Genomic DNA, 21,760 nt, shown 5'->3' with positions numbered 1-21,760 from the left:
GTCTTTGCGTACCCGACTGCGAGGGGATCATAGTGGTTGGCACGTATTATCGAGCAAGCGAAAATAGCTCGATTTCGACTCTGAGCGAGCAATAAAGTCAATTGGCAAGTTGATTCGTTCTCCAGCGCATTAAATCGACTTCGCACGAATTTAAAAGATCTCCGGAGCCGGAGCCTCCCATCACCGAGTCGCCGACCCACCGGCACTGCGCAACCTTGAAGCTCTCGAAAGCTTTCTGAGAATTGCGCAACGAGGTCAGGGCTTTGACAGTCGCACTCGAATCAATTTCCTTTGTATTCGCCTCCAATTTTTTGTAGGCGCTATTCATTTGCGACTTGGCTTCCCGACGTTTCCCCTCAAGACAAGACTGCAACGCTGTCCGGGGTTGATCGCCAATAGCGCTGTAGCACTCGTTCAACGCCCCAACCGGAGCGTTGCTGGTCACCGTAGCTTTTGCAGCGACGGTAGCAGAAGTAGTTGCAGTATCGACCGCGCCATTTGTCATTGCACTCATGTGAGGTTTAGCGGGTACTTGAGCATTTGCTAAACCAATAGCGACCACAGTTGTGATAACGACCGCAGAAATGAGTTTGCTCATATGTATTTATCCTTTGTAAAAACGTGCAACGCAGCGCTACCTACGACTTTCCGCAAGCAGGGAGCTGCAAGGTGTTGGCTGGGAAGCTAGTGACGAAAAATCGCGGCAACAGAACGCAGAGGGATCACTTCGTATGCTTGACAAACGAGTGCCTGCAGGGTGCCGTCAAACGGTGCACCGCCTGGACTTGTCCGAAGAATGTCTCGTACAGCGGCTCGTCTCCTAGTCCGCCCGACTGGCCACCAAGAGACAGGCTTATTTCACTTCCAATATACATCACACGCAGATTCAAGCTGTGTACACATGGCATTGATTGGGGCGCGAGGGTCTGGTCCGCCATTCGGACACGGACTGGTGGGTTGGGTGGCGTGGAAGGTGGCTCAATTGGAGACCTAATGAGAACTACGAACGCGCGCCCACGGCGCGCGGAGCTGCCGCGCAGCGGCAGCAGGTGGAGGATTCGGGGCGGGCTGGGCCGGTAGGCCCAGCCCTTCGAATCTCACACGCAGGGCGCGAAGGCGCCCTGCTCGCTTCCGCCAGGCAATAAAAAACCGCCCGAAGGCGGTTTCTCTATTTCCTGGCGGAAGCGGTGTAATGCAAATAACCAGCATCCATGCGACTTGCACGGAACAATTTTAAATAATACCTACCAATCTACCTACAAGCGTCGTTTGGTATGAAAATGCTGAACCAACAACTTGAGGCGCGTGCCGCCCATGATGTAAGTGTACATTGCCGCTGAGGCCCTTTGCTCTACGCAACATCAACCCCGCCAGGCGGCCTGGCGTTCTTGACACGCCACAATGCGAGTATATAATAAAAGTTATATAGGTCAAGGAGGGCATCATGCTCACGTTCAAAGTAACTACTGTAGGTGCATCCGAGGGGCTGATCCTGAACAAGGAAGCGAAGCGTATCTTGAACGTGCAGAAAGGCGATACGCTGTATCTGACCGAGGCGCCGGACGGGGCGATGCGCATTACCCCGTACAACCCTGAGTTTGAGCGCCAGATGGCCTTGGCCGAATCGATCATGCACGACGACCGTGAAATCCTGCGAGTCCTCGCTAAATGAGCTGGCAATGGGTACAGCGAGATACGGTTTTTGCGGTCCACGACAAGCAGCTTGCAGTACACGGCGGGCTGTCGGGTGTACGCGATCTGAACGCCATCGAGTCGGCGCTCAATCGTGCACTGAACCGTCACACGTATGGTAATCCACCGCCCGATGTAGCCGACCTGGCTGCAGCCTACGTCTACGGTATCGCCACTAGTCACGGGTTCAGCGACGGCAACAAGCGTACAGCCTGGGTGATTGGCCGCTTGTTTCTGGCAATCAATGGCGAGACATTCAAATTCAGTGAAGTCGATGCCATCAACTTCATGCTGGCAGTTGCTGCCGGTGACTTGACCGAGCAACAGGTTGCCCAGTGGATACGCCAACGTCTTGCTAAGCCTTAATCAATATCCCTATAAATGACGCATACCCACAGCTCGCGCATCTGCCGCGCAGCGGCGGTAGACAAACGATTCGTAGCTTCATGCGCCGGTAGGCGCAAGGCCTTCAAATTTCACGAACAGTTTAGCGCGTCGCTAGTTTTCAAAATACTTCATACAGTTCAAATGTTTACGCGTAATTTTGTTCCGCACGCAATGTTTTTCCACTACCTTGCAACGCACTGTTTTCACCACCCCATACGGACGATGCGGAAACGTTTTTTTGTGCAAGAGTGGTCTGTACAGCAGCGCTTAGAGGTCCGCAAAAAGAGGCAGCAAGTCTTGATCGACCAAACGGATTTCGATGGCGTTGGCGATCTTGACGTGCTCGGGGTTCTCGTCCGAGAACGGCACGTCGGTGACACTAACAATGATGGTGCCGATTTGTTTGTCTTTGCCCTTCTCGTCCTTGATCATCACAGGCACGAGCGCGCGGGCCTCTGGCACTTGCTGGACTGTCAGCACGCGTGGAAGGTAGAGCATCCAGCCGACACCAGGCCGATCCTGGAATACCTGTTTCTCAAAATACTCATTGCGCGCAACACTAATGTAGATAGGAAGAAGACTGCCGGCAACGATTGATAGTAGCTCCACTAGGCCCTTAAACCCTCCTAAACGTAGGATGCCTGCGCCTTGATAATTAATCCTGAGATTCCAAGCTGGCCAGTCCTCATCGTTAAACATCAGATTAAAACTCGCCCCGTCATCCTCCTTAAATTCGCCATTCCATACAGCAAGATAACGAATATTCTCGCCCTTGAACTGTGTTTCGAGTACGGCTTCGGCCGCAGAAGAGAGGTCCCCTGAGGCATCGAATGCTGAGTATAGAAGCGACTCCTCTTCAGTATCCCCCATCAGGAACCACCGTTTTCCTAGGGGATCAGTTTCTTGCAGAAATCGGATGATAGGCCGGATCTGTTCGACATTGGGCCGGAAGGCTAACGATGCTCCGGGTGTGGGATTTTTGAATATAGCTTTAATTATGGTCATAATATTATGGAATGTGAAGGACAGATATTCCCATATCGACTAGGATTGGTCTCATGTATTTGAAAGCCATGGGAGTTTGGAAGTACCACGTTAATACGGTCGGTTTGTTTATTTTGACGATCATTGCTTGGGCTATAGCCTGTTTTTGCATCTTGCCAACGAAAAGTTGTTCTTGAAAAGGGTATTCCAACTTACCTTTTGCATTGAAGAACTGGTCGTAATCCGCTTTAGCCTCTTGTAACAAGCACATACTGGACTTGAAGCCGTCGAAGTCTTTCCCTTCAAACAACCATTCCATGCCTGGAGGAAATCCCGTTATTCTGGCCTGATACTCCATCGAGTTTTGGGACATGTGATGATTGACTGGCATAAGAGCGCCACGGTCCGGCGGGCACTCTTTGCACTTTTCTTTTTCTTTCGTTGTGGCCTCAGTGCGCGCAATCGCGGCTGATTTAGCCTTATCGGCCTCTTCCTGGCGTTTGCGTGCCTGCTTAAGCGCCGCCTCGCCCGCTGCGCCGGCGGCGAGGCCGACACCGAGTGCAGCGAGTACACGCACGGCAACGGCTTCAACGACAGGAATGAGAATTGCAGCCATCAGTTAATTCCCTGTAATTTGTTACGCATGATTGCATCGATTTCATCTAGGCGCTGTTCCGGGGTCGCGCCGCGTTTACGCAGATAGCCATTGACCAACGGGTCGTCATGAATGCGTACGGCATCAGCAGACAGGTACATCAGCCGCATAATGTGCGGCGTACTGGTGAAACCCACACGGGCGGCATAGTCGTACGCATTCTGCATACGTGCCAGAACGGCCTCCCGGCCCGGCTGTGCAAGCATGTCAGGCCGGTTAGCAAGAAACTCATCGCATACCATTGAGACAAACTGGCGGGCTTCGCCTTGCTGCAGGGCCTGCCATTGCGCCTCATTGAGCGTCAGCATGATGCCTCCCGATCCAAACACGCTGCCCGTTGTGCAGCAGGTGCCATTCGTAAATATGGCTGAAAAATTCCTCCCGCTGCCCGGCATCGAGCGTCTGAGCAAGGTTGGCCAAGACGCGTGGGTCCCAAAAACGCAGCAAGGCGCTGCGGCCATCCGGCAGGCGCACCTCCAGCTTCAGTTGCAACAGTTGCGCGAGTCCATCCAAGTCTTGTGGCGAGATCAACCAAGACAGAGAAGGAGTATCGCGCTCAAGCGCGGTCAGCTCTTCGACAAAAGACTCCGCCACCCTGGCCACATCGACCAGCCAAGGCCCGGCATGACTGAGAGCAGCGTCCGGGGTGCCTTTGAATAGGGGGAAAAGTCCGGTGCCGGCCAATAACCCCTTATTGCGTTGGGTTTGGTACTGAGCACCATCCACCAAGGCGTATAAGTGTTGCTCGGGCATCGCGTCGCGTCGCTGTTCCCACCGAATTTTGACGTCAAGCATAGTCATTCGCGGATCACCACGGGACTGCCAACGTGAGCGGCCTTGAGCAGGCAATCAAGACAGATACCCGACGATGTGGCGGCCGCGATCTGGGGCGTGGCCTCCAGAGCCGCAATCTTGTCTTCGGCTGCCGGGTCGCCCATTGACGATTCGTCCAACCAGCTCGTGGTTATTTGGCCGGAAATCAGTTTCGCCCCGCAAGCGGTCATGTCCATGTGACGCGCATAACCGTTGCCGCTACCATCCACCAGGTCGCTCGGACCGGACTTGATGGCGAAAGTCCCCTTGCACTTGGGACACACTGTCATGTCGCCCACGCGCGCGACATACTTGCCGTTGATGTCGACGGTGAGATCGGCGCTGATGACTGTGCCGCCGTGACTGGTCTTGTCGCCCATGACGATGAGGGGTCTGTTCAAATGATGCTCCTGAATGGGATGCCGCCACGCGATAAGTTGCATTTATAGCATACTTTTTAAATATATCCGATAAGCACGATTCAAAATTTACAGAACTGGTTCGCGAATCGGAACTCAATAATTCAGCGCTTTAACGTCGATATATACTCCAACGCCGCACCGCGCGAAAAGCCGTTCAAACTGCGTCAAAATGCGTCAAAACGCGCGCGCCCTCTTCGCCCCGCCGCGCCAGTCCTCATGCGCCTTCGGCCATGGCGCAAATTTGAGTCAAAAGACCCCTATATAGCGGGCAGGTGTGGAGGGGGGACAACTGCGCGCGCCGGGCCGAAATGGGGCTTTTTCTTGCCTCCATGGCAATACCAATCGTCAGGACGTGAAAAAGCCGCCTCGTGGGCGGCCTGTGCGGTGGCTGGGGCGCTCTGGCTCGGCTGGGCTATCGCGGCCCTGCCCTGCCGGTTAGCGCGGCGTGGCGGTCATCCTGCGCGGCCGGCGCGCGCCTTGGCCGCTTGCTCCTTCTCGTAGTCGTCGCGGCAGTCCACGTTGCAGAACGGCAGGCCGGGCGCCAGCAACTCGTCGCAGTAGTGGCAGGTGCCGTGGGCCACCAGGCCCGGCCGGCGGCGCACCGCGGCCAGACCGCGGGCCACTTCGGCAAAGATGATCTTGTCGGTGTTGTCGATATGGTCGCTCATGCCGTGCCCTCCGGTTTGGCCAGCTCATACGGGGCGAACTTCACCACTTCCACGCCGGCCCACTCGTTGATGGCCATGAACTGCGACTGCAGCGGCACCAGCTCGTTGCGGGCGAACACGCGCGCGGCCGGTTCCACGGCGCCGAAGCCGCCGGCATTGTTCGGCAGGATGCCCATCAGCTGCGGTGGCACGCGGTGCGCGGCCAGCTGGTCGTCACGCGTCACGCTCTTGATGTTGAAGAATTCGTCCTTGGCGGCCACGTCCGACACAGGCAGGATCTGGATGCCGTCCTTCTTGCCGTTCGGCGCGTACATGAACAGGTTGCGGAAATTTCCCGGCCCCTTGCTGTCGCGCATGGCCTGGCGCAGGTTGTCCACGTCCTGGGTATTCGCGGCCGCGTCCGTCATGTAAAACACGAAACCGGCGTGCGAGCCGTTCTTGTAGTACTTGCGGCGGAACAGGGTCGCCGCTTCGTTGAGCCAGGCCGATTGCAGTGCGCTCAGGTATTGCGGCACGCCGTATAGCTCCTGGTTCACGTCCGGTTCCATCAGGTGGAACACGCGCCCCGTTTCGAACTGGTGCGCCGTGCCGTGATTGGTCACGAAGAAATACGTGTCCCAATCGATGCCGCGCCGCATGTACTTGGCCAGCGCATGCGCGAACGTCAACGGGCGCCCGCTTCGGCTGGGCCGGTCTTCCAGGTAGCAATTGCCAAACGTCAGGAAGTCGAGCGCCAGGCGTTTGAACGCATCGCGCGACAAATACTTGCTGGGCATCAGGGTGGACGCCAGCACGTTGGCCTTGAAGTGGATGGCGCTGCTGTGGTGCACGCCGGCATTGAACGACTTGGCCAGGCCGGCCAGGTTGATGGGCGGCTCGTACCACTCGCCGTTCTTCCAGCATTCGAAACAGTCGAGAATGTCGCCGTGCTCGAGCACGGGCGTGGGGTCGCCGAAGGAAAACGCCTGGATGCCGGCGGTGGCGGGCTGTGGCGGCGAGGCTGCGGCCGTGTCTGCGCCAGGTGCGGAGCGCGCCCGGGCGCGCTGATGTCGTGCTTTGCTCAAGAATAAATCTCCATGATGGATTGGTGGTTGTCGGTACTGCCTTCGAAGGGTTCGTGGTCGAGCGCGTGCATGCAGGCCCAGGCCAAGTCGGCGTGGCCCGTTTCGTCGCTGCGCCCGGCCACATAGGTGACGTGCCGCCCGCTGGGCGTGAGAGTCTTGCGGATCGCCATGAACGATTGCGCGATGTCGATCCAGCCGGCGTCAAATTCCAGCCGGCCCTTGCTGATGATGTTTTTGGCTTTGAGCACCATGCGCGTCTTGACTTCCGGCGAATAGTTCAGGGCCGTGACGGCCGGGAAGAAGCCGCGCACGATGGGCAGCACGCCGATGCCCATGCCGGTCGTGTCGATGCCGATGTATTCGACGTTGTAGCGCTGGGTCATCTGGCGGATGGCTTCGGCGTGGTCCTCAAAGCTCTGCCCGCGCCACTGGTGGCGCTCCAGCACGCGGAACTTGCCGCCGGCCGTCATCGGCGGCGCGAGCACCACGCAGCCGGCGCTGTCGCCATTCAAGGCCGGGTCGTAGCCGATCCACACGGCGCGGTTGCCGAAGGGGCGCAAGACCAGCAGCGGCTTGTAGTCGTCCCATTCGACCCAGGAATCGACCATGCAGCGCTGCAGCTCGTTCAAGGGAAAAACGCTGGCCGAATCGTCGATGAAATTGCACATCAACAGGTTTTCGAACTGGTCGGGGCTGTATTCGAAGTTGCGCAGCTCATCGATGTCGAACAGGTTGCAGCCGCCGCGCTCGGCGTCGAGAATCGTGACAATCTGGCGCCATATCTTGTCCTCGCCCGTGTAGCCGGACGCCAGGCGCTGATGGCTCACATCGATGTTGAATTGCTCGGCCTTGGCGCGGCGCTTGTTGAACAGCTCGCCCGTCCAGAACGGATACGCCTGGTGCGTAGTCGAGGATGGTGTTGAAAAATAGGTCTTGCGCCATTTCTTGTGGATGGCCATGCCCGAGGCCACCTTGTTGAGTTCCTGGAAATTCTGCGTCCAGAAGAATTCATCGAAGTAGAAATTGCCGTGATAGCCCTGCGCCGTGCGCGCATTCGTGCCCAGGAAATACAGGTGGGCGCCGTTCGGCAGCACGATGGGATCGCCCGTCAGGTCGATGCCGGCGGCCTCGCGCGCAAACTGCACGATGTATTGCTTGAAGACGTGGGCTTGCGATTTGGACGCGGACAGGAAGATTTGATTGCGGCCCGTGGCCATGGCGTCGGCCAGCGCCTCGCGGGCGAAGTACCAGGTGGCGCCGATCTGGCGGCTTTTGAGGATGGCGCGCGTGCGCTGGTCGCCGTTGCGATACCAGACCTTTTGATAATCGAAAAGGGAATCCTGGAAGGCGTCGAGCAGCTGAATGCGCTGCTCGTCGCTGAAATCGTTGCGGGTCGGCTTCTTTTTGGTTCTTCGCGTTTAGTGGGGGAAGATGGGCTTGACGGTTTGCGGAGGGGGTGGCGGTAAAGGGTTTGAGTTGGTAAATTAGTTGTCGCCAAACGAACAATTTACCTAACCACTTTACCGCCATGCTCAATGCTATGTCTTCTCTTCCATTTTGGGAAGGGCATGTTGTCGATTCCATCACCGAGTTGGACGAAGGTTCGCTGTTAATTACGCTCGATGCCGCGCCCGAAGCTGAGGCGCTATGCGGCGCCTGCCGCCAAGCGTGCGCGTTGGTTCATGAGCGGCGATGGCGGCAGGTACGTGACCGCGATATTCTGGATCGGCGTGTCTGGATCAAGGTTGCAGTGCGCCGTCTCGACTGCCATCATTGCGGCGCCCGGGTTGCCGAACATATTACGTGGCTTGACCGCCGTTCACGCATGACGCACCGCGTGCGCATCTGGGTGGAATCCCTGGTGCAAATGCTGCCCATCGCGCATGTCGCCAAACTCACTGGTCTGCATTGGCATACGATCAAGGCGATCGATCTGCGCCGCCTTGAGCACTTGCATGGCGAGTTTTCCGCGCCGGAAGTACGTCGCCTTGTCATGGATGAATTCGCCCTGCACAAGGGACATCGCTATGCCACGGTTGTCATGGACGCCCAGCGCATGCGTGTATTGTGGGTCGGCGAAGGCAATAGCAGGGCCGCGATCCGCCCCTTTTTTGAACTCCTGGGCACGGAAGGCTGCGCCCGGATTGAGGCGGTGGCGATGGACATGAACACGGCGATGGATCTCGAAGTACGTGAGCATTGTCCCAACGCCGAAGTCGTCTACGATCTGTTTCATGTGGTGGCGCGTTTTGGCCGCGACGTCGTTGATCGGGTGCGCGTCGATCAAGCCAATGCATTGCGCGCTGATCCCAAAGGACGCCAGATCATCAAGCGTAGCCGATGGCTGTTGCTGCGCAATCGTGACAATCTGGACGATGATCATGCCGTCAAACTTGAAGAACTGCTCGCCGCGAATGTCCCTTTGGCCACGGTCTACTTACTCAAGACTGAGCTCAAGGAAATCTGGTATGCGCCGTCCGTTCGTGAGGGTGCCCGGCGTTGGAAGCGTTGGATGAAATTGGCGCGCGATAGCGAGATTGCGCCCGTCATCCAGTTCGCCAAGCGGCTGCGAAAATACGTCCGAGGCATCATCGCTTCGGCCATCTATCCGATGAATTCCTCCATCCTGGAAGGCGTCAATAATCGCATTAAAGTCATCAAGCGCATGGCCTATGGATTTCGCGACTCGGCATATTTCTTCCTGAAAATCAAGGACGCCTTCCCCGGCAAAGTGCGATGAACCTTCTTTTTTGGTGCGGCATTGCGGTTCGCCAGCTTGGGATTGAGATCGACCTCATTGCCACCCGGTTGCTCATAGCGGCGCACGCGTGCCATCTGCACGATGGTGCGGGCGAGTAAATCAATTTCCTTGTAGTCGCTGCCGCTCTTAACCTCTTTTTCGATCAGTTTCACCAGACGCAGCTCGGCCGACGCTTCCACGTGCTCGATGGCCTGCGCCTTGTCCCACTCGTCGCGCGCCTTCCAGCTGTTGATCGTGCTGCGCTTGATCCCCAGGTGGCGGGCGATGGACGAAATGCGCCAGCCCTTCCAGTACAGGCCGCGCGCCACGCGGCGCGGCTCGGATTCGGGCATGGCCAGTTCGGCGATTTTGTCTTCGGGTTTTTGTTCGATCTCTAACATGCCGCCAGCGTAGGCCGCGCGCGCGCGGAACGGGGAAAGGCAAAAGTCGCTATTGGCCATAGCAACCCGCCCCGCATTGAATCGCAGGGCCAAGACGTTGACCATGGCGTTATCCGATCAACCGAGACAGACACCATGGCAACCAAATCCCAATTCTTCCGCGTCGCCACCGAAGGCGCCACCACGGACGGCCGCAACATCGACCGCGCCACCATCGAGCAAATCGCCGCCAGCTACAACCCGAAAACCTACGGCGCGCGCATCTGGCTGGAACACATTCGCGGCATCCTGCCCGACAGCCAATTCAAAGCCTACGGCGACGTGATCGCCGTCAAGGCGGAAGAAGTGGACACCGACAACGGCAAGAAACTGGCGCTGTTTGCGCAGATCGAACCGACCCCGGAACTGGTCGCCATCAACAAGGCCAAGCAAAAGCTGTACACCAGTCTCGAAATCGCCCCTGACTTTGCCGACACGGGCATGCCCTACCTGGTCGGCCTGGGCGTCACGGACAGCCCCGCCAGCCTGGGCACCGACGCCCTGAAATTCTCGGCCAACCGCAAGCAGCAGGCCGACAATCTGTTCTCGGCCGGCGTCGAGGTCGAGCTGGTGCTCGATGAACCGGCGGGGGTGAAGCTGGCCGATGCCGTCAAAAACCTGCTGTCGCGCTTTTCCAATAAATCCGGCACCGATGCGGCGCAATTCGCCGACATCAGCGAAGCCGTGGAAACGCTGGCTGGCCACGTCGTCACGGTCAACGACAACTACGCCAGCACCCTGGCCCGGCTGGACAAAGCCGAAACGGCCTTGATCGCCACGCAAACCGACCTAGATGCCTTCAAGGCGCAGATGGACGCGGCGCCCGGCAATGCGCCGCGCCGCCCGTCCGCCACCGGCAACGACGGCGCCGTGCAGACCGAGTTTTAAGCGCCCGCGCCCTCGTATCTCCCATACCAATACCCATATCAATCACGGAGCAAAAATAGATGAAAAAGCAAACCCGCCAGGTCTACAGCCAGTACGAAACCCGCCTGGGCCAACTGAACGACACGGACAGCGTGGCCAAGACCTTCAGCGTGGCGCCCAGCGTGCAGCAGAAGCTGGAAACGAAGATGCAGGAATCGAGCGAGTTCCTCTCAAAAATCAACATCATGGGCGTGGCCGAACAGGAAGGCGAAAAGCTGGGCTTGGGCGTCTCCGGCCCGATTGCCGGCCGCACCAACACCAAAGACAAGGAACGCGAGACGCGCGACCTGTCCACCCTGGACAGCACCAAATACCGCTGCGAGCAAACCAACTTCGACACGCACCTGACGTATGCCAAGCTGGACGCCTGGGCCAAGTTCCCCGATTTTCAGTCGCGCGTGGCCAATGCCATCGTGATCCGCCAGGCGCTGGACCGCATCGTCATCGGTTTCAATGGCGTGAAAGTCATGGCCAATACCGATCTGGCCGCCAATCCGCTGCTGCAGGACGTCAACAAGGGCTGGCTGCAGCACCTGCGCGAACAGGCGCCCGAGCGCGTGCTGGGCCTGGTGGGTGCCGGCCTGCCGGGCAAGGTCATCATCGGCGAAGGTGCCGATGCCGACTATGCCAACCTGGACGCGGCCGTGGTCGATGCCGTCAACCTGCTCGACCCGTGGTATCAGGAAGATACGGGCCTGGTCGCCATCGTCGGGCGCAAGCTGTTGAGCGATAAATACTTCCCGCTGGTGAACACCAAGCAGGCGCCCACGGAGACCCTGGCCGCCGACATCATCATCAGCCAGAAACGCATTGGCGGCCTGCCGGCCGTGCGCGTGCCCTACTTCCCGGACAACGCCATCCTGATTACCCGCTTCGACAATCTGTCGATCTACTTCCAGGACGGCGCGCGCCGCCGCCGCGTCGAGGACAAGCCCTCGCGCGACCGCATCGAGAACTACGAGTCGTCCAACGACGCCTACGTCATCGAAGACCTGGGCCTGGCCGCCCTGGTCGAGCACATCGAGCTGAAAGCCTAAGCCATGGGCAATCTGTCCCCTGCCCTGCGCCACCGCGCGCGCATGCTGGCCGAGCGCACGGCCGGCGCCGCCGAGCCGCTGGGCGTGACCACCGGCAGCGCCTATGAGCTGATGCTTTATAAACTGTCCGACGACCGGCGCCGCCTGAAATCCATCCAGTCCGTCGAGCGCAAGATCGAAGTCAAGGCCACCATGCTGCCAACCTATGCGCAATGGATCGACGGCGTGCTGGCCGGCGGCAAGGGCGCGCAAGACGATGTGGTGGCCACCCTGCTGGTATGGCACATCGACACGGGCGAATATGACCGCGCCCTGGTGATTGCCGCCTACTGCATGGAACACAAGTTCACGCTGCCCGATGGCTACAGCCGCGACATTCCCACCATGATGCTCGATGAATTTGCCGCGGCCTATTTGCAGGGCAAGCTGGGCGACGATCCGCAACATGCCGTGGCCGTGCTGGGCGCCGTCGAAGCGATGACGGCCGCCAGCGACGCGCCCGACCAGGCGCGCGCCAAACTGCACAAGGCCATTGGCCTGGCCATGGTGGCTGTTCTGGACCTGCAGGACGCAACGGATATCGCGCCGGCCCTGCTGGGCCAGGCCGGCGCCGCCATGGTCCAGTTGCAGCGCGCGCGGGCCTTGTCCGAGTCCGTCGGCGTCAAGAAAGACATCGAACGGCTGGAGCGGCGCATCAAGCGCGCGGCCGATTCCAGCTAAAGAGCAGCCCCCGGCGCACAGGCGGCACGGGGGATTCTGGCGAATTTACCTGCCTGATGAACCCCGTCCACCGCCTACCCCTTCACTCCCACCGCAGATACCATGTCCTTTATCGCCCTTCCTCCCCGCCCACCAAGTACCGCCAGCACCCCGCCCGCGCCCGGCATCGTGGAAAACGATGGCTGGTTTCCCGACATCCTGCTCACCGAAATGCGCGACGCCATGCGCCTGGACGGCACCGTCACCGACGCGCGCCTGGTGCAAGCCGTGGTCGATGCCATCCTGCAGGTCAACCGCGAACTGGCCGCCTGGCAGGGCCAGCATGCGGCCGCCGGCATCGCCGCGCTGGCGGACGTACCGGCCACGCGCATCAACCGCGAAAGCCGCTTGCTGGCACAGTACCGGCGCGCCGTCTACAGCACGGCCAAGGCGGACTTGATCGAGCGTTACCGCGACTACGACACCACGGCGTCGTCGGCCAGCGACAAGAAAAGCATGGAATGGCTGGACGAAGCGCCTGGCGCGCAGCGGCGCAACGCGCAATGGGCCATCGCCGATATGGTCGGGCGCACGCACCTGACGGTGGAATTGATCTGATGCAGGTGCGCACGCAGCAGCACGACACGGTAGACGCGCTGGTGTGGCGCTACCTGGGCGACGGCGCCGGCTATGTCGAGCAAACCCTGGAAATGAATCCGGCCCTGGCGCGCCACGGCGCCGTGCTGCCAGTCGGCCTGGTCGTCACCCTGCCGGAACCTGTCGCCAGCACGGCCAGCGTGGCCAACATCGTTCAGCTATGGGACTGATTTTTCAACAACACCTTTACTTATCCTCATCATGGAGAAACAAGCTATGTCCGCAGAATCGTTTGGTGGCTTTGCCGCCCTGGTCAAACTGTACGGCTTCAAGGCCGCGCTGGGCATGATCGGCGCCGCCATGCTGTACATCGTGCTGCCGCCCTTGAACAGCGACGGCACTTTCAACAAGGGCGAATTCGTCGCCCGCCTGGCCTGTGCCGGCGTCTTTTCCTGCCTGCTGGGCGGCACCGTGTACCAGCTGCTGTGCGCGCAGCTGCCCGCCATCGGCGCCATGGTCAACGCATCCGCCGTCGACCTGATCGTGGGCGCGCCGGGCTGGTGGGTATCGCGCGCCGTGGCGCTGTGGTTCCAGCGCCGCAGCGACAAGGACATCGCCGAGCTGGTCAAAGACGCGAAGGAGCACTGATGGTCACCGACAACCATGCGCTAATCGCGCGCGTCATCGATGACGTGCTGCGCGCCGAAGGCGGCTACGTGAATGACCCGCAAGACAAGGGCGGCGAAACCAACTACGGCATCACCGTGGCCGTGGCCCGCGCCAACGGCTACCAGGGCGCCATGCGCGACCTGCCCGTGGCGCTGGCGCGCGCCATCTACACGGCCCGCTACATCACGGCACCAAAATTCGACCAGGTGCTGGCGATGCACGCCGGTATCGGCGCGGAACTGATCGACACGGGCGTGAACATGGGGCCGCGCGTGGCGGCCGAGTTCCTGCAGCGCTGGCTGAACGGTTTCAACGACACGGGCGCGCGCTATCCCGTGCTCACCGTCGATGGCAACCTGGGCAAGCAGTCGCTGGGCGCACTGGCCGCCTTCCTCGCCTGGCGCGGCCAGGAAGGCGCCACCGTCATGCTGCGCGCCCTGAACGGCTTGCAGGCGGCGCGCTACCTGGCCATCTCGGAAGCGAACAAGTCCCAGCGCCGCTTTCTGTTCGGCTGGCTGCGCACGCGGGTGGCGCTGTGATGGCGGCGCCGCCCTGGCGCGCGCTGGCCATGGGCCTGGTGGCGGGCGCCGTGCTGGGCTGGACGGCGCAGGGCTGGCGCAAGGACGCCAACCTGGCCGACTTACGCACCGACGTGGCTACCGCCCAGGAAACGGCCGCCACCGCGCTGGTGCAGGCCACCGGCCGCGTGCTGCAACTGGAACGCACGGCCGCCGGCCAGCTCGCCGCGCGCACCGATCAACTCACCGAGGACAACCACCATGCAAAAACTGACCGCGACCGCTTTATGGCTGACGTGCGCAGCGGCGCTATCCGCCTGTCAATCCCCGTCGCCAGCCATTGCGCCAGCGCTGGCGCCGGCCCCGCAGATCCCGCCGCTGCCAGTGGCAATCGCCAGCAAGCGCGTGCCGAACTTGACGGCGCGGCTGCGGCAGCTCTTGACGCCATCGCCAGCGACGGCGACGCCGCCACCCGGCAGCTCAACGCCTGCATTGACGCCTACAACCTAGTGCGAGACACCTACCATGTACAAACCGAATAGCCTGCGCCAGCACCTGGCCGCCGCCATCCCCGAGCTGCAGCGCGACCCTGATCGCCTCGTCGTTTTTGTCGACGAAGGCAATGTGGTGGCCACCGCCACCGCCGCCCTCTCCTTCGAATACCGTTTCAAGCTTAACCTGATCGTGACCGACCACGCGGGCGACGCGGACGCCATCATGGTGGCCATGATCGCCTGGCTGAAAGTCCACCAGGCCGAACTGATGGCCAACGAGGAACAGCGCAAGCGCGGCATCAGCTTCGAAGTCGATTTCAATAACCATGAAACGGTCGATATTTCGATCAAGCTGGACCTGACCGAGCGCGTCATCGTCAAGCGCGGCGAAGGCGGCCGCCACGACATCAAGCATGCAGCCGAGCCGCAGGGCACGCCCGGCTATGCGGACGCCTTCTGGACGCTGTACGACGGCGACACCCTGCTGGCCGAATGGCAAGTGCCGCAGGCGGCCGCATGAGCGACGACCTGCATGCATTGGAAGCCTGGGCTGGCGCATTGCTGGCCAAGTTGCAGCCGGCCCAGCGCCGCGCCATCAACCACAAGGTGGCCATCGACCTGCGCCGCAGCCAGGCGCAGCGCATCAAGGCGCAGCAGGGGCCGGACGGCGCAGCTTATCCGGCGCGGAAGCGGCGCAAAGAGTTCAAGGGGAAGAATGGGCGGATCAAGCGGCAGAAAGCGACCATGTTCGCCAAGATTCGCACTGCAAAATACCTGAAGGTGCATGCCGATCCTGGCCAGTTGACTGTCGGCTTCGTGGGTAAGGTGATGCACGTCGCACGGGTGCATCATGAGGGCTTGACGGATAGCGTCTCAAAGAAGGGGCCAAAATACAGCTACCCGGCCCGGCCGCTGCTGGGATTCAGTGAAGCAGATCGGACGTTAATACGGGAATCGTTGCTACGCCATTTGGCGCCGGGGTAAGATAATTTACAGAGATCTGAACTGACATTTATTATCTTTTCAGTTACAGTATACGGCTGCCGATCTGAAGCCAAATTCAAGAATTGATGCCCCCTTTTCTAAATTACCAAATTTAATATGTCACCACAAGATATAGCATTAGAAGCCGAAAATTTATGGGAAACCGCCTTCTCCGAAATTGGCTGGAATAACCAGCACTCCCAAAAATTTCAGGAATTCCTCTCTTCCAAAAGGCGCGCAGCTCAAGTAGAAATTCGACAAAATATGCAACCTTGGCTACACATTTTGGAAGATAGTATTCAATGGCTAGCCGCTGTAACTCACTTACTTGATGATGCAAATGAAGATGAGTTATTAGATGATGCTGGGCGCTCAATATTGGTTCTAGTAGGAGCGGCATGTGCACATTCAGTAGCAATTAGAGAGTTAGTGCTGTCCGGACTGGATAGCTCGGCAAGAGCCACCGCTAGGGCACTAGATGAGCACCTTTGTGCTGCCCTAGCATTTTTACATGACCAAGAACTCGGCAGAAATTTCGGCAATTGCTCTACCGATGAGGAAATAAATAGTTTTTGGTACAAAAATCTTGGGACAAAAAGCATGAAGAAGTATTTAAATGCTATAGAACGTAAAGCCAAAATACCCCAAATGGTCAGTGAAGCTATGCGGGATGTTCGTGACAGCGAAATTAGTGATTTCTCGAAAATAGTGCATCCTAGTTACGTAGGGGCAAGCTTTACAGCATATGCTCTAGGAGCTAAGGATCCGGGAACTTATGGGCTTGCCATGCTAGGAAGAGCCTCTTGCTTTTCAGAACGAACTCTCCGGAATGCTTGCCAAACAATTGTTTATTTCTCGATGCTGGGCATAAGGCAGCTCTTTGGAATGGATGAATGCAAAACTAAAATTGTATCTTTTAATCAAGAAAACAATGATCATCAGCTCGTCATAATCGGAGCACATGTATTACAGAATATATCTCTTAAATATTGGGATTATCAGATTTATCCAAATTCATCTCAAGAGCCGCAAGGTGATTATCGAGAGCCGAGTTTAAGATACAGGGAGGAGAAGTAGATATCCGAATTTGATACATTTCGATGTCAGACTTGGTTATATAGCAGGCTACTTTGACCGAGTGCGGACGTATCGCCACCTAAATCAGCAAATCAACGTCGACTATAGCCACTAAACTGCATATCAACCCGCCCCCGCGTGCATCTGCACGCGGACTTCGGCAACATGCACTGCATGAACGCCGACCTGTCCGACCTCCTCCGCTTGCTGCAAAACATGATCCGCCTGGGCACCATTGCCGAGGTGGACGGCGCCAAGGCGCGCGTGCAGCTTGGCCCCAAGCTCACCACCGAATGGCTGAACTGGCTCACGCCGCGCGCCGGTAGCACGCGCTGCTGGTCGGCGCCCACCGTCGGCGAACAGGTGATCGTCTTTTCCCCTGGCGGCGACCTGACGCGCGGCATCATCCTTCCAGCACTGTACTCGCAGGCGTTTGACGCGCCGGAACTGAACCAGGCCATCCACACCACGCATTACCCAGACGGCGCCGTGGTGCAGTACGACCATGCGGCCCATGCCCTGACGTCCACCCTGCCCGGCGGCACCGCCACCATCACGGCAGACAAAGTCACGTCGAACGCGCCCAGCACCATCTGCACGGGCGATTTGACCGTCATGGGCAATCTGCTTGTCAAGCAATCCGCCACAGTCAACGGCGCCACCGCCCTGAACGGCGGCGTGAACGCCAAGGCCGGCGCCGCTGGCAGCGTGGCCATGGCCGTGCAAGGGACAGTCAAAGCCAGCGACGACGTGCTGGCCGGCGCCATCAGCCTGGCCAAGCACCCGCACAGCGGCGTCAAAGCCGGTGGAGACCAGTCGGGCGGGCCGCAAGCATGATGGGCATGCACGCCGCCACCGGGCGCAGCCTGTCCGGGCTGGCCCATATCCGCCAATCCATCAGCGACATCCTGACCACGCCCATCGGCTCGCGCTTGATGCGCCGCCGCTACGGCTCAGAAGTGCCCGAACTGATCGACCAGCCCTTGAACAGCGCCACGGTACTGCGCATCTACGCCGCCACCGCCTACGCCATCCGCCTGTGGGAACCGCGCATCAGCCTGACCGGCCTGCAGTTTGAACCGGGCGAGGCCGGCGCGGCCGCCCTTATCCTGGACGGCGTGGCCGATGGCCAATCTGTCCAGCTTGCGGTCGGCATCGGCCAGGATGGCGCACGATGAGCACCATCGACCTATCCCTGTTGCCCGCGCCCAGCATCGTGGAGGTGCTGAGCTTTGAAGCCATCTATGCCGAGCGCAAGGCCGCGCTCGTCGCTCACTTCCCGGCAAGCCAGCAGGACGCCATTGCGCGCGCGCTGGAAATCGAGTCTGAGCCGATGGCAAAACTCCTGCAGGAAAACCCCTACCGCGAACTGGTCTGGCGCCAGCGCGTCAACGATGGCGCACGCGCCCTGATGCTGGCCTTTGCCAGCGGCACCGATCTGGATCAACTGGCCGCCAATGTCAATTTGACGCGCCTGGTCACGGTGCAGCAGCTCGATGCGGATACCTCCGTCACCACCGTGGAAACGGACACCCTGCTGCGCGAGCGCATCCAGCTGGCGTTTGAGGGCTTGTCGGTGGCCGGCCCACGCAATGCCTACGTCAAGCATGCGCGTGACGCCGATGCGCGTGTGGCCGACATCAGCGCCATTTCCCCGGAACCCTGCGAGGTCGTCGTCACGGTACTGTCCAATGTCGGTGACGGGATTGCCAGCGACGAGCTGCTGGCCGTGGTGCATGCCGCCCTGAGCGACGAAGATGTGCGCCCCCTGGGCGACCGCCTGAGCGTGCAGTCGGCCGACATCGTGCATTTCACGATCCGCGCCACGCTCTACCTCGATGCGCACCCCGAGGCCGAACCGATCCTGCAGTCGGCCGGCGAACGCACCGCCGCGTATGCCGCCGAGCGCCGCCGCCTGGGCCGCGACGTAAACCGTTCCGCCATCATCGCCGCCTTGCACGCCGAGGGCGTCAAGAAAGTGGTGCTGCATGAACCGGCCGACGATATCGCCGTGGCCGATATGCAGGCAGCTTATTGCGACGGCATCGACATTGCCAATGGGGGCGCGCGTGGCTGATCGTCCTGTGATTGATCTGCTGCCGCCGAACGCTACCCGCCTGGAGCGCAACCTCGCCCGTGCCGGCGCCCAAATCGAGCGCGTGCCCGTGCCGCTGCGCGACCTGGCCAATCCTGCCACCTGCCCGGTATCGGCCCTGCCCTTCCTGGCGGCCTCCTTTTCGGTGGATCACTGGGAACCCACGTGGCCCGTCAGCACCAAGCGCGCCATGATCCAGTCGGCGTTTGCCGTGCACAAGCGCAAAGGCACCATCAGCGCCCTGCGCCACGCGCTGGCCCCCATCAGCGCCGGCATTCGTGTGCGCGAATGGTGGCAAAACACGCCGCCCGGCCCGCGCGGCACCTTTCACCTTGACTTCGACGTGCTCGATTCCGGCGCCACCAGCGGCACGTATCAGGAAATCGAGCGTCTGGTGGACGAAGCCAAGCCGGTCACGCGCCACATGGCCGGCCTGGCCATCCATGTGGGCGTGCGCGGCGCGGTGCGCATCGGCGCCGCGATTCAGCAAGGCGACGAACTGACGGTCTACGCCCGCACCCGGCCCGAGGTGCAAGCCAGCGGCGGCACCCACATCGGCAGCATGGTCCACCTGGGCGACGAACTGACCGTGTACGCCCGCGCCGCGCCAGGCGTGCACGTTGCCGTGCGCTCTGCCGTGACCGGCACGAGCCACAGCATCGACACCACGACGATTCACCCTATTTCATCCTGAGGAAGCCATGTCACAAGAGTATTTTGCCATCCTGACCGCCATCGGCGAGGCCAAGGACGCCGGCGCCAAGGCCGGCGGCGCACCGTTGAAATTCACGCACATGGTCGTCGGCGATGGCGGCGGCGCCGCGACGCGCCCGGATGCCAGGCAAACCAAACTGGTACATGAAGTGTGGCGCGCCCAGCTCAACCAGTTGAGCCTGGACCCGATCAACACCAGCCAGGTCATCGCCGAATGCGTCATCGCGGAAAAGATTGGCGGCTGGTGGATACGCGAAATAGGCTTGCTCGACGCCGACGGCGATCTGGTGGCCGTCGCCAACTGCCCTCCCAGCTACAAGCCGCAAATGCCGGAGGGATCGGCACGCACGCAAGTGATCCGCATGGTGCTGATCGTGTCGAGCGCCGAAACGGTGCAACTGTCGATTGATCCGGGCATCGTCATGGCCACGCGCCAGTTTGCCGCCGGCGCCGTAGCGCAGAAATTCGATGCCCTGGCCGCAGTGGGCGGCGACGTCATGGTCGGGGTAACGGAACGTTCAACCGGCGACGCGCTGCGCCTGACCGACGCGATGGCGCGCATGCCGTCGCGCTTTGGGCGCATTGATGCCAGTTCCTTCCCGCGCTTGTTTGACGCGATCCGCCGCTATCGCTACGGCGATCCGGCACAAAAGCCTATCGTCGCCTGCATTTTTGCGTCGTCGCTGGGCAATGCGCCAACGTTGCCCAGTATCGAGCAGGCGCCCGGACACGACTTCTTTGCCCGCTTGCGTGCTGAAATCGACCCGGCCGGCCTGATCCAATTCGACATTAGAAACTATTCGCTCGACGGCTCTACCGTCTCCAGCTGGGAAGCGGCCATCGCTGGCATGGTCGCCGCTGGCGTGTCGCCGCACATCACGTATCTGATCCCAGGGATGAACGACTTCGCCACCGCCCAATATAACGGCGGCCAGGGATTTCAAGGCTTTCAGCGCGCATTTGCCCGCGTGCTGTACGCCCTGCAAAAGATCGGCGCCGATATCGTGGCGACGACCTCCATGCATCCGGCCGTCGTCAGCAATCCATCCCTGCAGTCGCTGCCAGGCGACATGGCACAGGTCTACCCTACGGCCATTCCCGCGCCAGTGAGCGCTGCCGCATTGCAGCCGCCCGCCGACGAAGGGTTGATGCAAGTCGATGTCCTGAAGAACGGCCACCCGATTACCGTCAGCAAGCGCTATTACTTCGGCAATATGGCGATCAAGTGCATTGCCGCGACATTTGGCGTGCCCGTCATCGACGCGCAGCAATACCAGTTTGAACAATACGCCCAGCAGCTCCTTGCGCTGGGCAGCATGACGGCCGTTGAGAAGGCCAATTTCAACCCCGGCCAAGTCAATCACCCTAATTTGACCGGTATCCGTGGTGCATACCACCGGGGCAATGCCGACGCCTGCGCCCAGCTCGGCCAGCAAGGTGCGCAAGCCGGCCGTGCGCCCATGCTCAATGGCAATTTCGGCGTGAACCTGCCGCAAGGGGTCGGGGTGCAATTCGGGCCGGGTCTGCCCGGCGCCACCTGGGACATATACCCGCAGCACGGCGATACGACCACGCCGCCGGTATCGGTCAAGGTGAATACAGGTGCGCTGGACGGCTACGGCGTGAAGTCGCCTGTCGAGGCGTGGCGCATTGATCCTGCCAACGGCAATCTCGTGTCCCCCGCCGGCATTATCGGTTCGGCCGTGGGCATGCCCGCCTTCCGGGCCACCGATTACACCGGGCGCGCCGAAGTACGCGACCGTCTGCGATTTTACAATTTGCCGAAAGGATCGACAGCGGCCGCCTATACCTTACCCGAGGGCATGAGCGGTAGTTTTACGCTGGCGGCTTTCCAGCCAGGCGTCACGACCGCCCAGCGCTACCGGATCAAATTTATCGCGCACAAGGGCGTGATCACGCTGGAGCCTGGCTTTCCGCTGCAGCTTTCCCCGGATACCGAATTTTCAGTCGCCATCAACGGACTCACTATCACGGCGACCACGAAACTTGACGGGACAGCCATTCATCTTGCGTGCAACGCATGGTAGCCAGTTTTTGCGCCCAGGCTTGAAAAAAACAACTTC

General features: G+C 60.1%; 28 protein-coding genes and 1 pseudogene. 19 read left to right on the top strand and 10 right to left on the bottom strand.

The window, feature by feature from the left end:
* Positions 1–97: 97 nt before the first annotated feature.
* On the bottom strand, positions 98–598 hold the full coding sequence (gene umoC / locus CNX70_RS09765) for a lysozyme inhibitor LprI family protein (protein ID WP_096234532.1): 501 nt from the start codon (positions 596–598) through the stop codon (positions 98–100).
* A gap of 846 nt (positions 599–1,444) precedes the next feature.
* Between umoC and CNX70_RS09760 the strand changes: the two genes are divergently transcribed.
* Positions 1,445–1,672, top strand: a complete 228-nt coding sequence (locus CNX70_RS09760) for an AbrB/MazE/SpoVT family DNA-binding domain-containing protein (protein ID WP_077238433.1) — start codon at positions 1,445–1,447, stop codon at positions 1,670–1,672.
* Entirely contained in the window at positions 1,669–2,058 is a 390-nt protein-coding gene (locus tag CNX70_RS09755; RefSeq protein WP_096234531.1) for a type II toxin-antitoxin system death-on-curing family toxin, read from the top strand. The genes CNX70_RS09760 and CNX70_RS09755 overlap by 4 nt, the downstream gene beginning before the upstream one ends.
* A 288-nt stretch (positions 2,059–2,346) precedes the next feature.
* On the opposite strand, the gene CNX70_RS09750 is transcribed toward CNX70_RS09755, so the two are convergent.
* The 8 genes and pseudogenes from CNX70_RS09750 to CNX70_RS09715 form a co-directional block, all read right to left on the bottom strand.
* On the bottom strand, positions 2,347–3,084 hold the full coding sequence (locus CNX70_RS09750) for an immunity 52 family protein (protein ID WP_096234530.1): 738 nt from the start codon (positions 3,082–3,084) through the stop codon (positions 2,347–2,349).
* A 4-nt stretch (positions 3,085–3,088) separates the two neighbouring features.
* Positions 3,089–3,679, bottom strand: coding sequence for a Tox-REase-5 domain-containing protein (locus CNX70_RS09745; protein ID WP_096234529.1), 591 nt, complete (start codon positions 3,677–3,679; stop codon positions 3,089–3,091).
* Positions 3,679–4,026, bottom strand: a complete 348-nt coding sequence (locus CNX70_RS09740) for a hypothetical protein (RefSeq protein WP_096238364.1) — start codon at positions 4,024–4,026, stop codon at positions 3,679–3,681. Before CNX70_RS09740 ends, CNX70_RS09745 begins: the two co-directional genes overlap by 1 nt.
* Positions 4,010–4,513 (bottom strand): DUF4123 domain-containing protein, encoded by a 504-nt coding sequence (locus CNX70_RS09735; RefSeq protein WP_208624512.1) that lies wholly within the window; start codon positions 4,511–4,513, stop codon positions 4,010–4,012. The genes CNX70_RS09740 and CNX70_RS09735 overlap by 17 nt, the downstream gene beginning before the upstream one ends.
* A gap of 2 nt (positions 4,514–4,515) precedes the next feature.
* Entirely contained in the window at positions 4,516–4,932 is a 417-nt protein-coding gene (locus CNX70_RS09730) for a PAAR domain-containing protein (RefSeq protein WP_096238362.1), read from the bottom strand.
* 473 nt (positions 4,933–5,405) lie between these two features.
* Positions 5,406–5,621 carry a hypothetical protein gene (locus tag CNX70_RS09725; RefSeq protein WP_096234528.1) on the bottom strand — a complete coding sequence of 72 codons (216 nt, stop codon included), beginning with the start codon at positions 5,619–5,621 and terminating at the stop codon, positions 5,406–5,408.
* Complete coding sequence (locus CNX70_RS09720; RefSeq protein WP_244199096.1) at positions 5,618–6,685, bottom strand: phage portal protein; 1,068 nt, start codon at positions 6,683–6,685, stop codon at positions 5,618–5,620. Before CNX70_RS09720 ends, CNX70_RS09725 begins: the two co-directional genes overlap by 4 nt.
* Positions 6,682–8,091: pseudogene (locus CNX70_RS09715) on the bottom strand (terminase large subunit domain-containing protein); the annotation flags it as partial. The pseudogene CNX70_RS09715 and the gene CNX70_RS09720, both read right to left, overlap by 4 nt.
* Positions 8,092–8,213: 122 nt before the next feature.
* On the opposite strand from CNX70_RS09715, the gene CNX70_RS09710 reads away from it, so the two are divergent.
* Complete coding sequence (locus CNX70_RS09710) at positions 8,214–9,425, top strand: ISL3 family transposase (protein ID WP_096232802.1); 1,212 nt, start codon at positions 8,214–8,216, stop codon at positions 9,423–9,425.
* Here CNX70_RS09710 and CNX70_RS09705 read toward each other — a convergent pair.
* Entirely contained in the window at positions 9,356–9,931 is a 576-nt protein-coding gene (locus CNX70_RS09705) for a terminase gpP N-terminus-related DNA-binding protein (RefSeq protein WP_244199095.1), read from the bottom strand. The two genes, CNX70_RS09710 and CNX70_RS09705, sit on opposite strands and share 70 nt — an antisense overlap.
* Before the next feature lie 30 nt (positions 9,932–9,961).
* On the opposite strand from CNX70_RS09705, the gene CNX70_RS09700 reads away from it, so the two are divergent.
* The 16 genes from CNX70_RS09700 (at position 9,962) to CNX70_RS09630 (ending at position 21,724) form a co-directional block, all read left to right on the top strand.
* Positions 9,962–10,753, top strand: a complete 792-nt coding sequence (locus CNX70_RS09700) for a GPO family capsid scaffolding protein (RefSeq protein WP_096234526.1) — start codon at positions 9,962–9,964, stop codon at positions 10,751–10,753.
* 59 nt (positions 10,754–10,812) lie between these two features.
* The gene (locus CNX70_RS09695) at positions 10,813–11,829 is read left to right on the top strand and encodes a phage major capsid protein, P2 family (protein WP_096234525.1); all 1,017 of its coding nucleotides are present in this window, start codon (positions 10,813–10,815) and stop codon (positions 11,827–11,829) included.
* A 3-nt stretch (positions 11,830–11,832) separates the two neighbouring features.
* Positions 11,833–12,549, top strand: a complete 717-nt coding sequence (gpM, locus tag CNX70_RS09690; RefSeq protein WP_096234524.1) for a phage terminase small subunit — start codon at positions 11,833–11,835, stop codon at positions 12,547–12,549.
* A 102-nt stretch (positions 12,550–12,651) separates the two neighbouring features.
* Positions 12,652–13,146, top strand: coding sequence for a head completion/stabilization protein (locus CNX70_RS09685; protein ID WP_096234523.1), 495 nt, complete (start codon positions 12,652–12,654; stop codon positions 13,144–13,146).
* Complete coding sequence (locus CNX70_RS09680; RefSeq protein WP_096234522.1) at positions 13,146–13,355, top strand: tail protein X; 210 nt, start codon at positions 13,146–13,148, stop codon at positions 13,353–13,355. Before CNX70_RS09685 ends, CNX70_RS09680 begins: the two co-directional genes overlap by 1 nt.
* A 46-nt stretch (positions 13,356–13,401) precedes the next feature.
* Positions 13,402–13,773 (top strand): hypothetical protein, encoded by a 372-nt coding sequence (locus CNX70_RS09675; protein WP_096234521.1) that lies wholly within the window; start codon positions 13,402–13,404, stop codon positions 13,771–13,773.
* Complete coding sequence (locus CNX70_RS09670; protein WP_096234520.1) at positions 13,773–14,333, top strand: glycoside hydrolase family 108 protein; 561 nt, start codon at positions 13,773–13,775, stop codon at positions 14,331–14,333. Before CNX70_RS09675 ends, CNX70_RS09670 begins: the two co-directional genes overlap by 1 nt.
* Positions 14,333–14,854 carry a lysis system i-spanin subunit Rz gene (locus tag CNX70_RS09665; protein WP_096234519.1) on the top strand — a complete coding sequence of 174 codons (522 nt, stop codon included), beginning with the start codon at positions 14,333–14,335 and terminating at the stop codon, positions 14,852–14,854. The genes CNX70_RS09670 and CNX70_RS09665 overlap by 1 nt, the downstream gene beginning before the upstream one ends.
* Positions 14,838–15,326 carry a phage tail protein gene (locus CNX70_RS09660; RefSeq protein WP_096234518.1) on the top strand — a complete coding sequence of 163 codons (489 nt, stop codon included), beginning with the start codon at positions 14,838–14,840 and terminating at the stop codon, positions 15,324–15,326. The genes CNX70_RS09665 and CNX70_RS09660 overlap by 17 nt, the downstream gene beginning before the upstream one ends.
* Positions 15,323–15,790: a phage virion morphogenesis protein gene (locus CNX70_RS09655; protein WP_096234517.1), complete on the top strand. Its 468-nt coding sequence runs from the start codon at positions 15,323–15,325 to the stop codon at positions 15,788–15,790. The genes CNX70_RS09660 and CNX70_RS09655 overlap by 4 nt, the downstream gene beginning before the upstream one ends.
* 117 nt (positions 15,791–15,907) lie before the next feature.
* Positions 15,908–16,867, top strand: coding sequence for a hypothetical protein (locus tag CNX70_RS28140; RefSeq protein WP_157750965.1), 960 nt, complete (start codon positions 15,908–15,910; stop codon positions 16,865–16,867).
* A 165-nt stretch (positions 16,868–17,032) separates the two neighbouring features.
* The gene (locus CNX70_RS09650) at positions 17,033–17,704 is read left to right on the top strand and encodes a phage baseplate assembly protein V (protein WP_244199094.1); all 672 of its coding nucleotides are present in this window, start codon (positions 17,033–17,035) and stop codon (positions 17,702–17,704) included.
* On the top strand, positions 17,701–18,045 hold the full coding sequence (locus CNX70_RS09645) for a GPW/gp25 family protein (RefSeq protein ID WP_096234516.1): 345 nt from the start codon (positions 17,701–17,703) through the stop codon (positions 18,043–18,045). The genes CNX70_RS09650 and CNX70_RS09645 overlap by 4 nt, the downstream gene beginning before the upstream one ends.
* Entirely contained in the window at positions 18,042–18,944 is a 903-nt protein-coding gene (locus CNX70_RS09640; protein WP_096234515.1) for a baseplate J/gp47 family protein, read from the top strand. The genes CNX70_RS09645 and CNX70_RS09640 overlap by 4 nt, the downstream gene beginning before the upstream one ends.
* Positions 18,937–19,656, top strand: a complete 720-nt coding sequence (locus CNX70_RS09635; protein ID WP_244199093.1) for a phage tail protein I — start codon at positions 18,937–18,939, stop codon at positions 19,654–19,656. Before CNX70_RS09640 ends, CNX70_RS09635 begins: the two co-directional genes overlap by 8 nt.
* A gap of 7 nt (positions 19,657–19,663) precedes the next feature.
* Positions 19,664–21,724, top strand: coding sequence for a phage tail protein (locus tag CNX70_RS09630; RefSeq protein WP_096234513.1), 2,061 nt, complete (start codon positions 19,664–19,666; stop codon positions 21,722–21,724).
* Positions 21,725–21,760: the final 36 nt, after the last annotated feature.

Origin of the sequence: Janthinobacterium svalbardense (assembly GCF_002327145.1) — a bacterium.
GTDB classification, from domain to species: domain Bacteria; phylum Pseudomonadota; class Gammaproteobacteria; order Burkholderiales; family Burkholderiaceae_D; genus Janthinobacterium; species Janthinobacterium tructae.
This window is presented reverse-complemented; position numbering and strand designations above follow the sequence as displayed.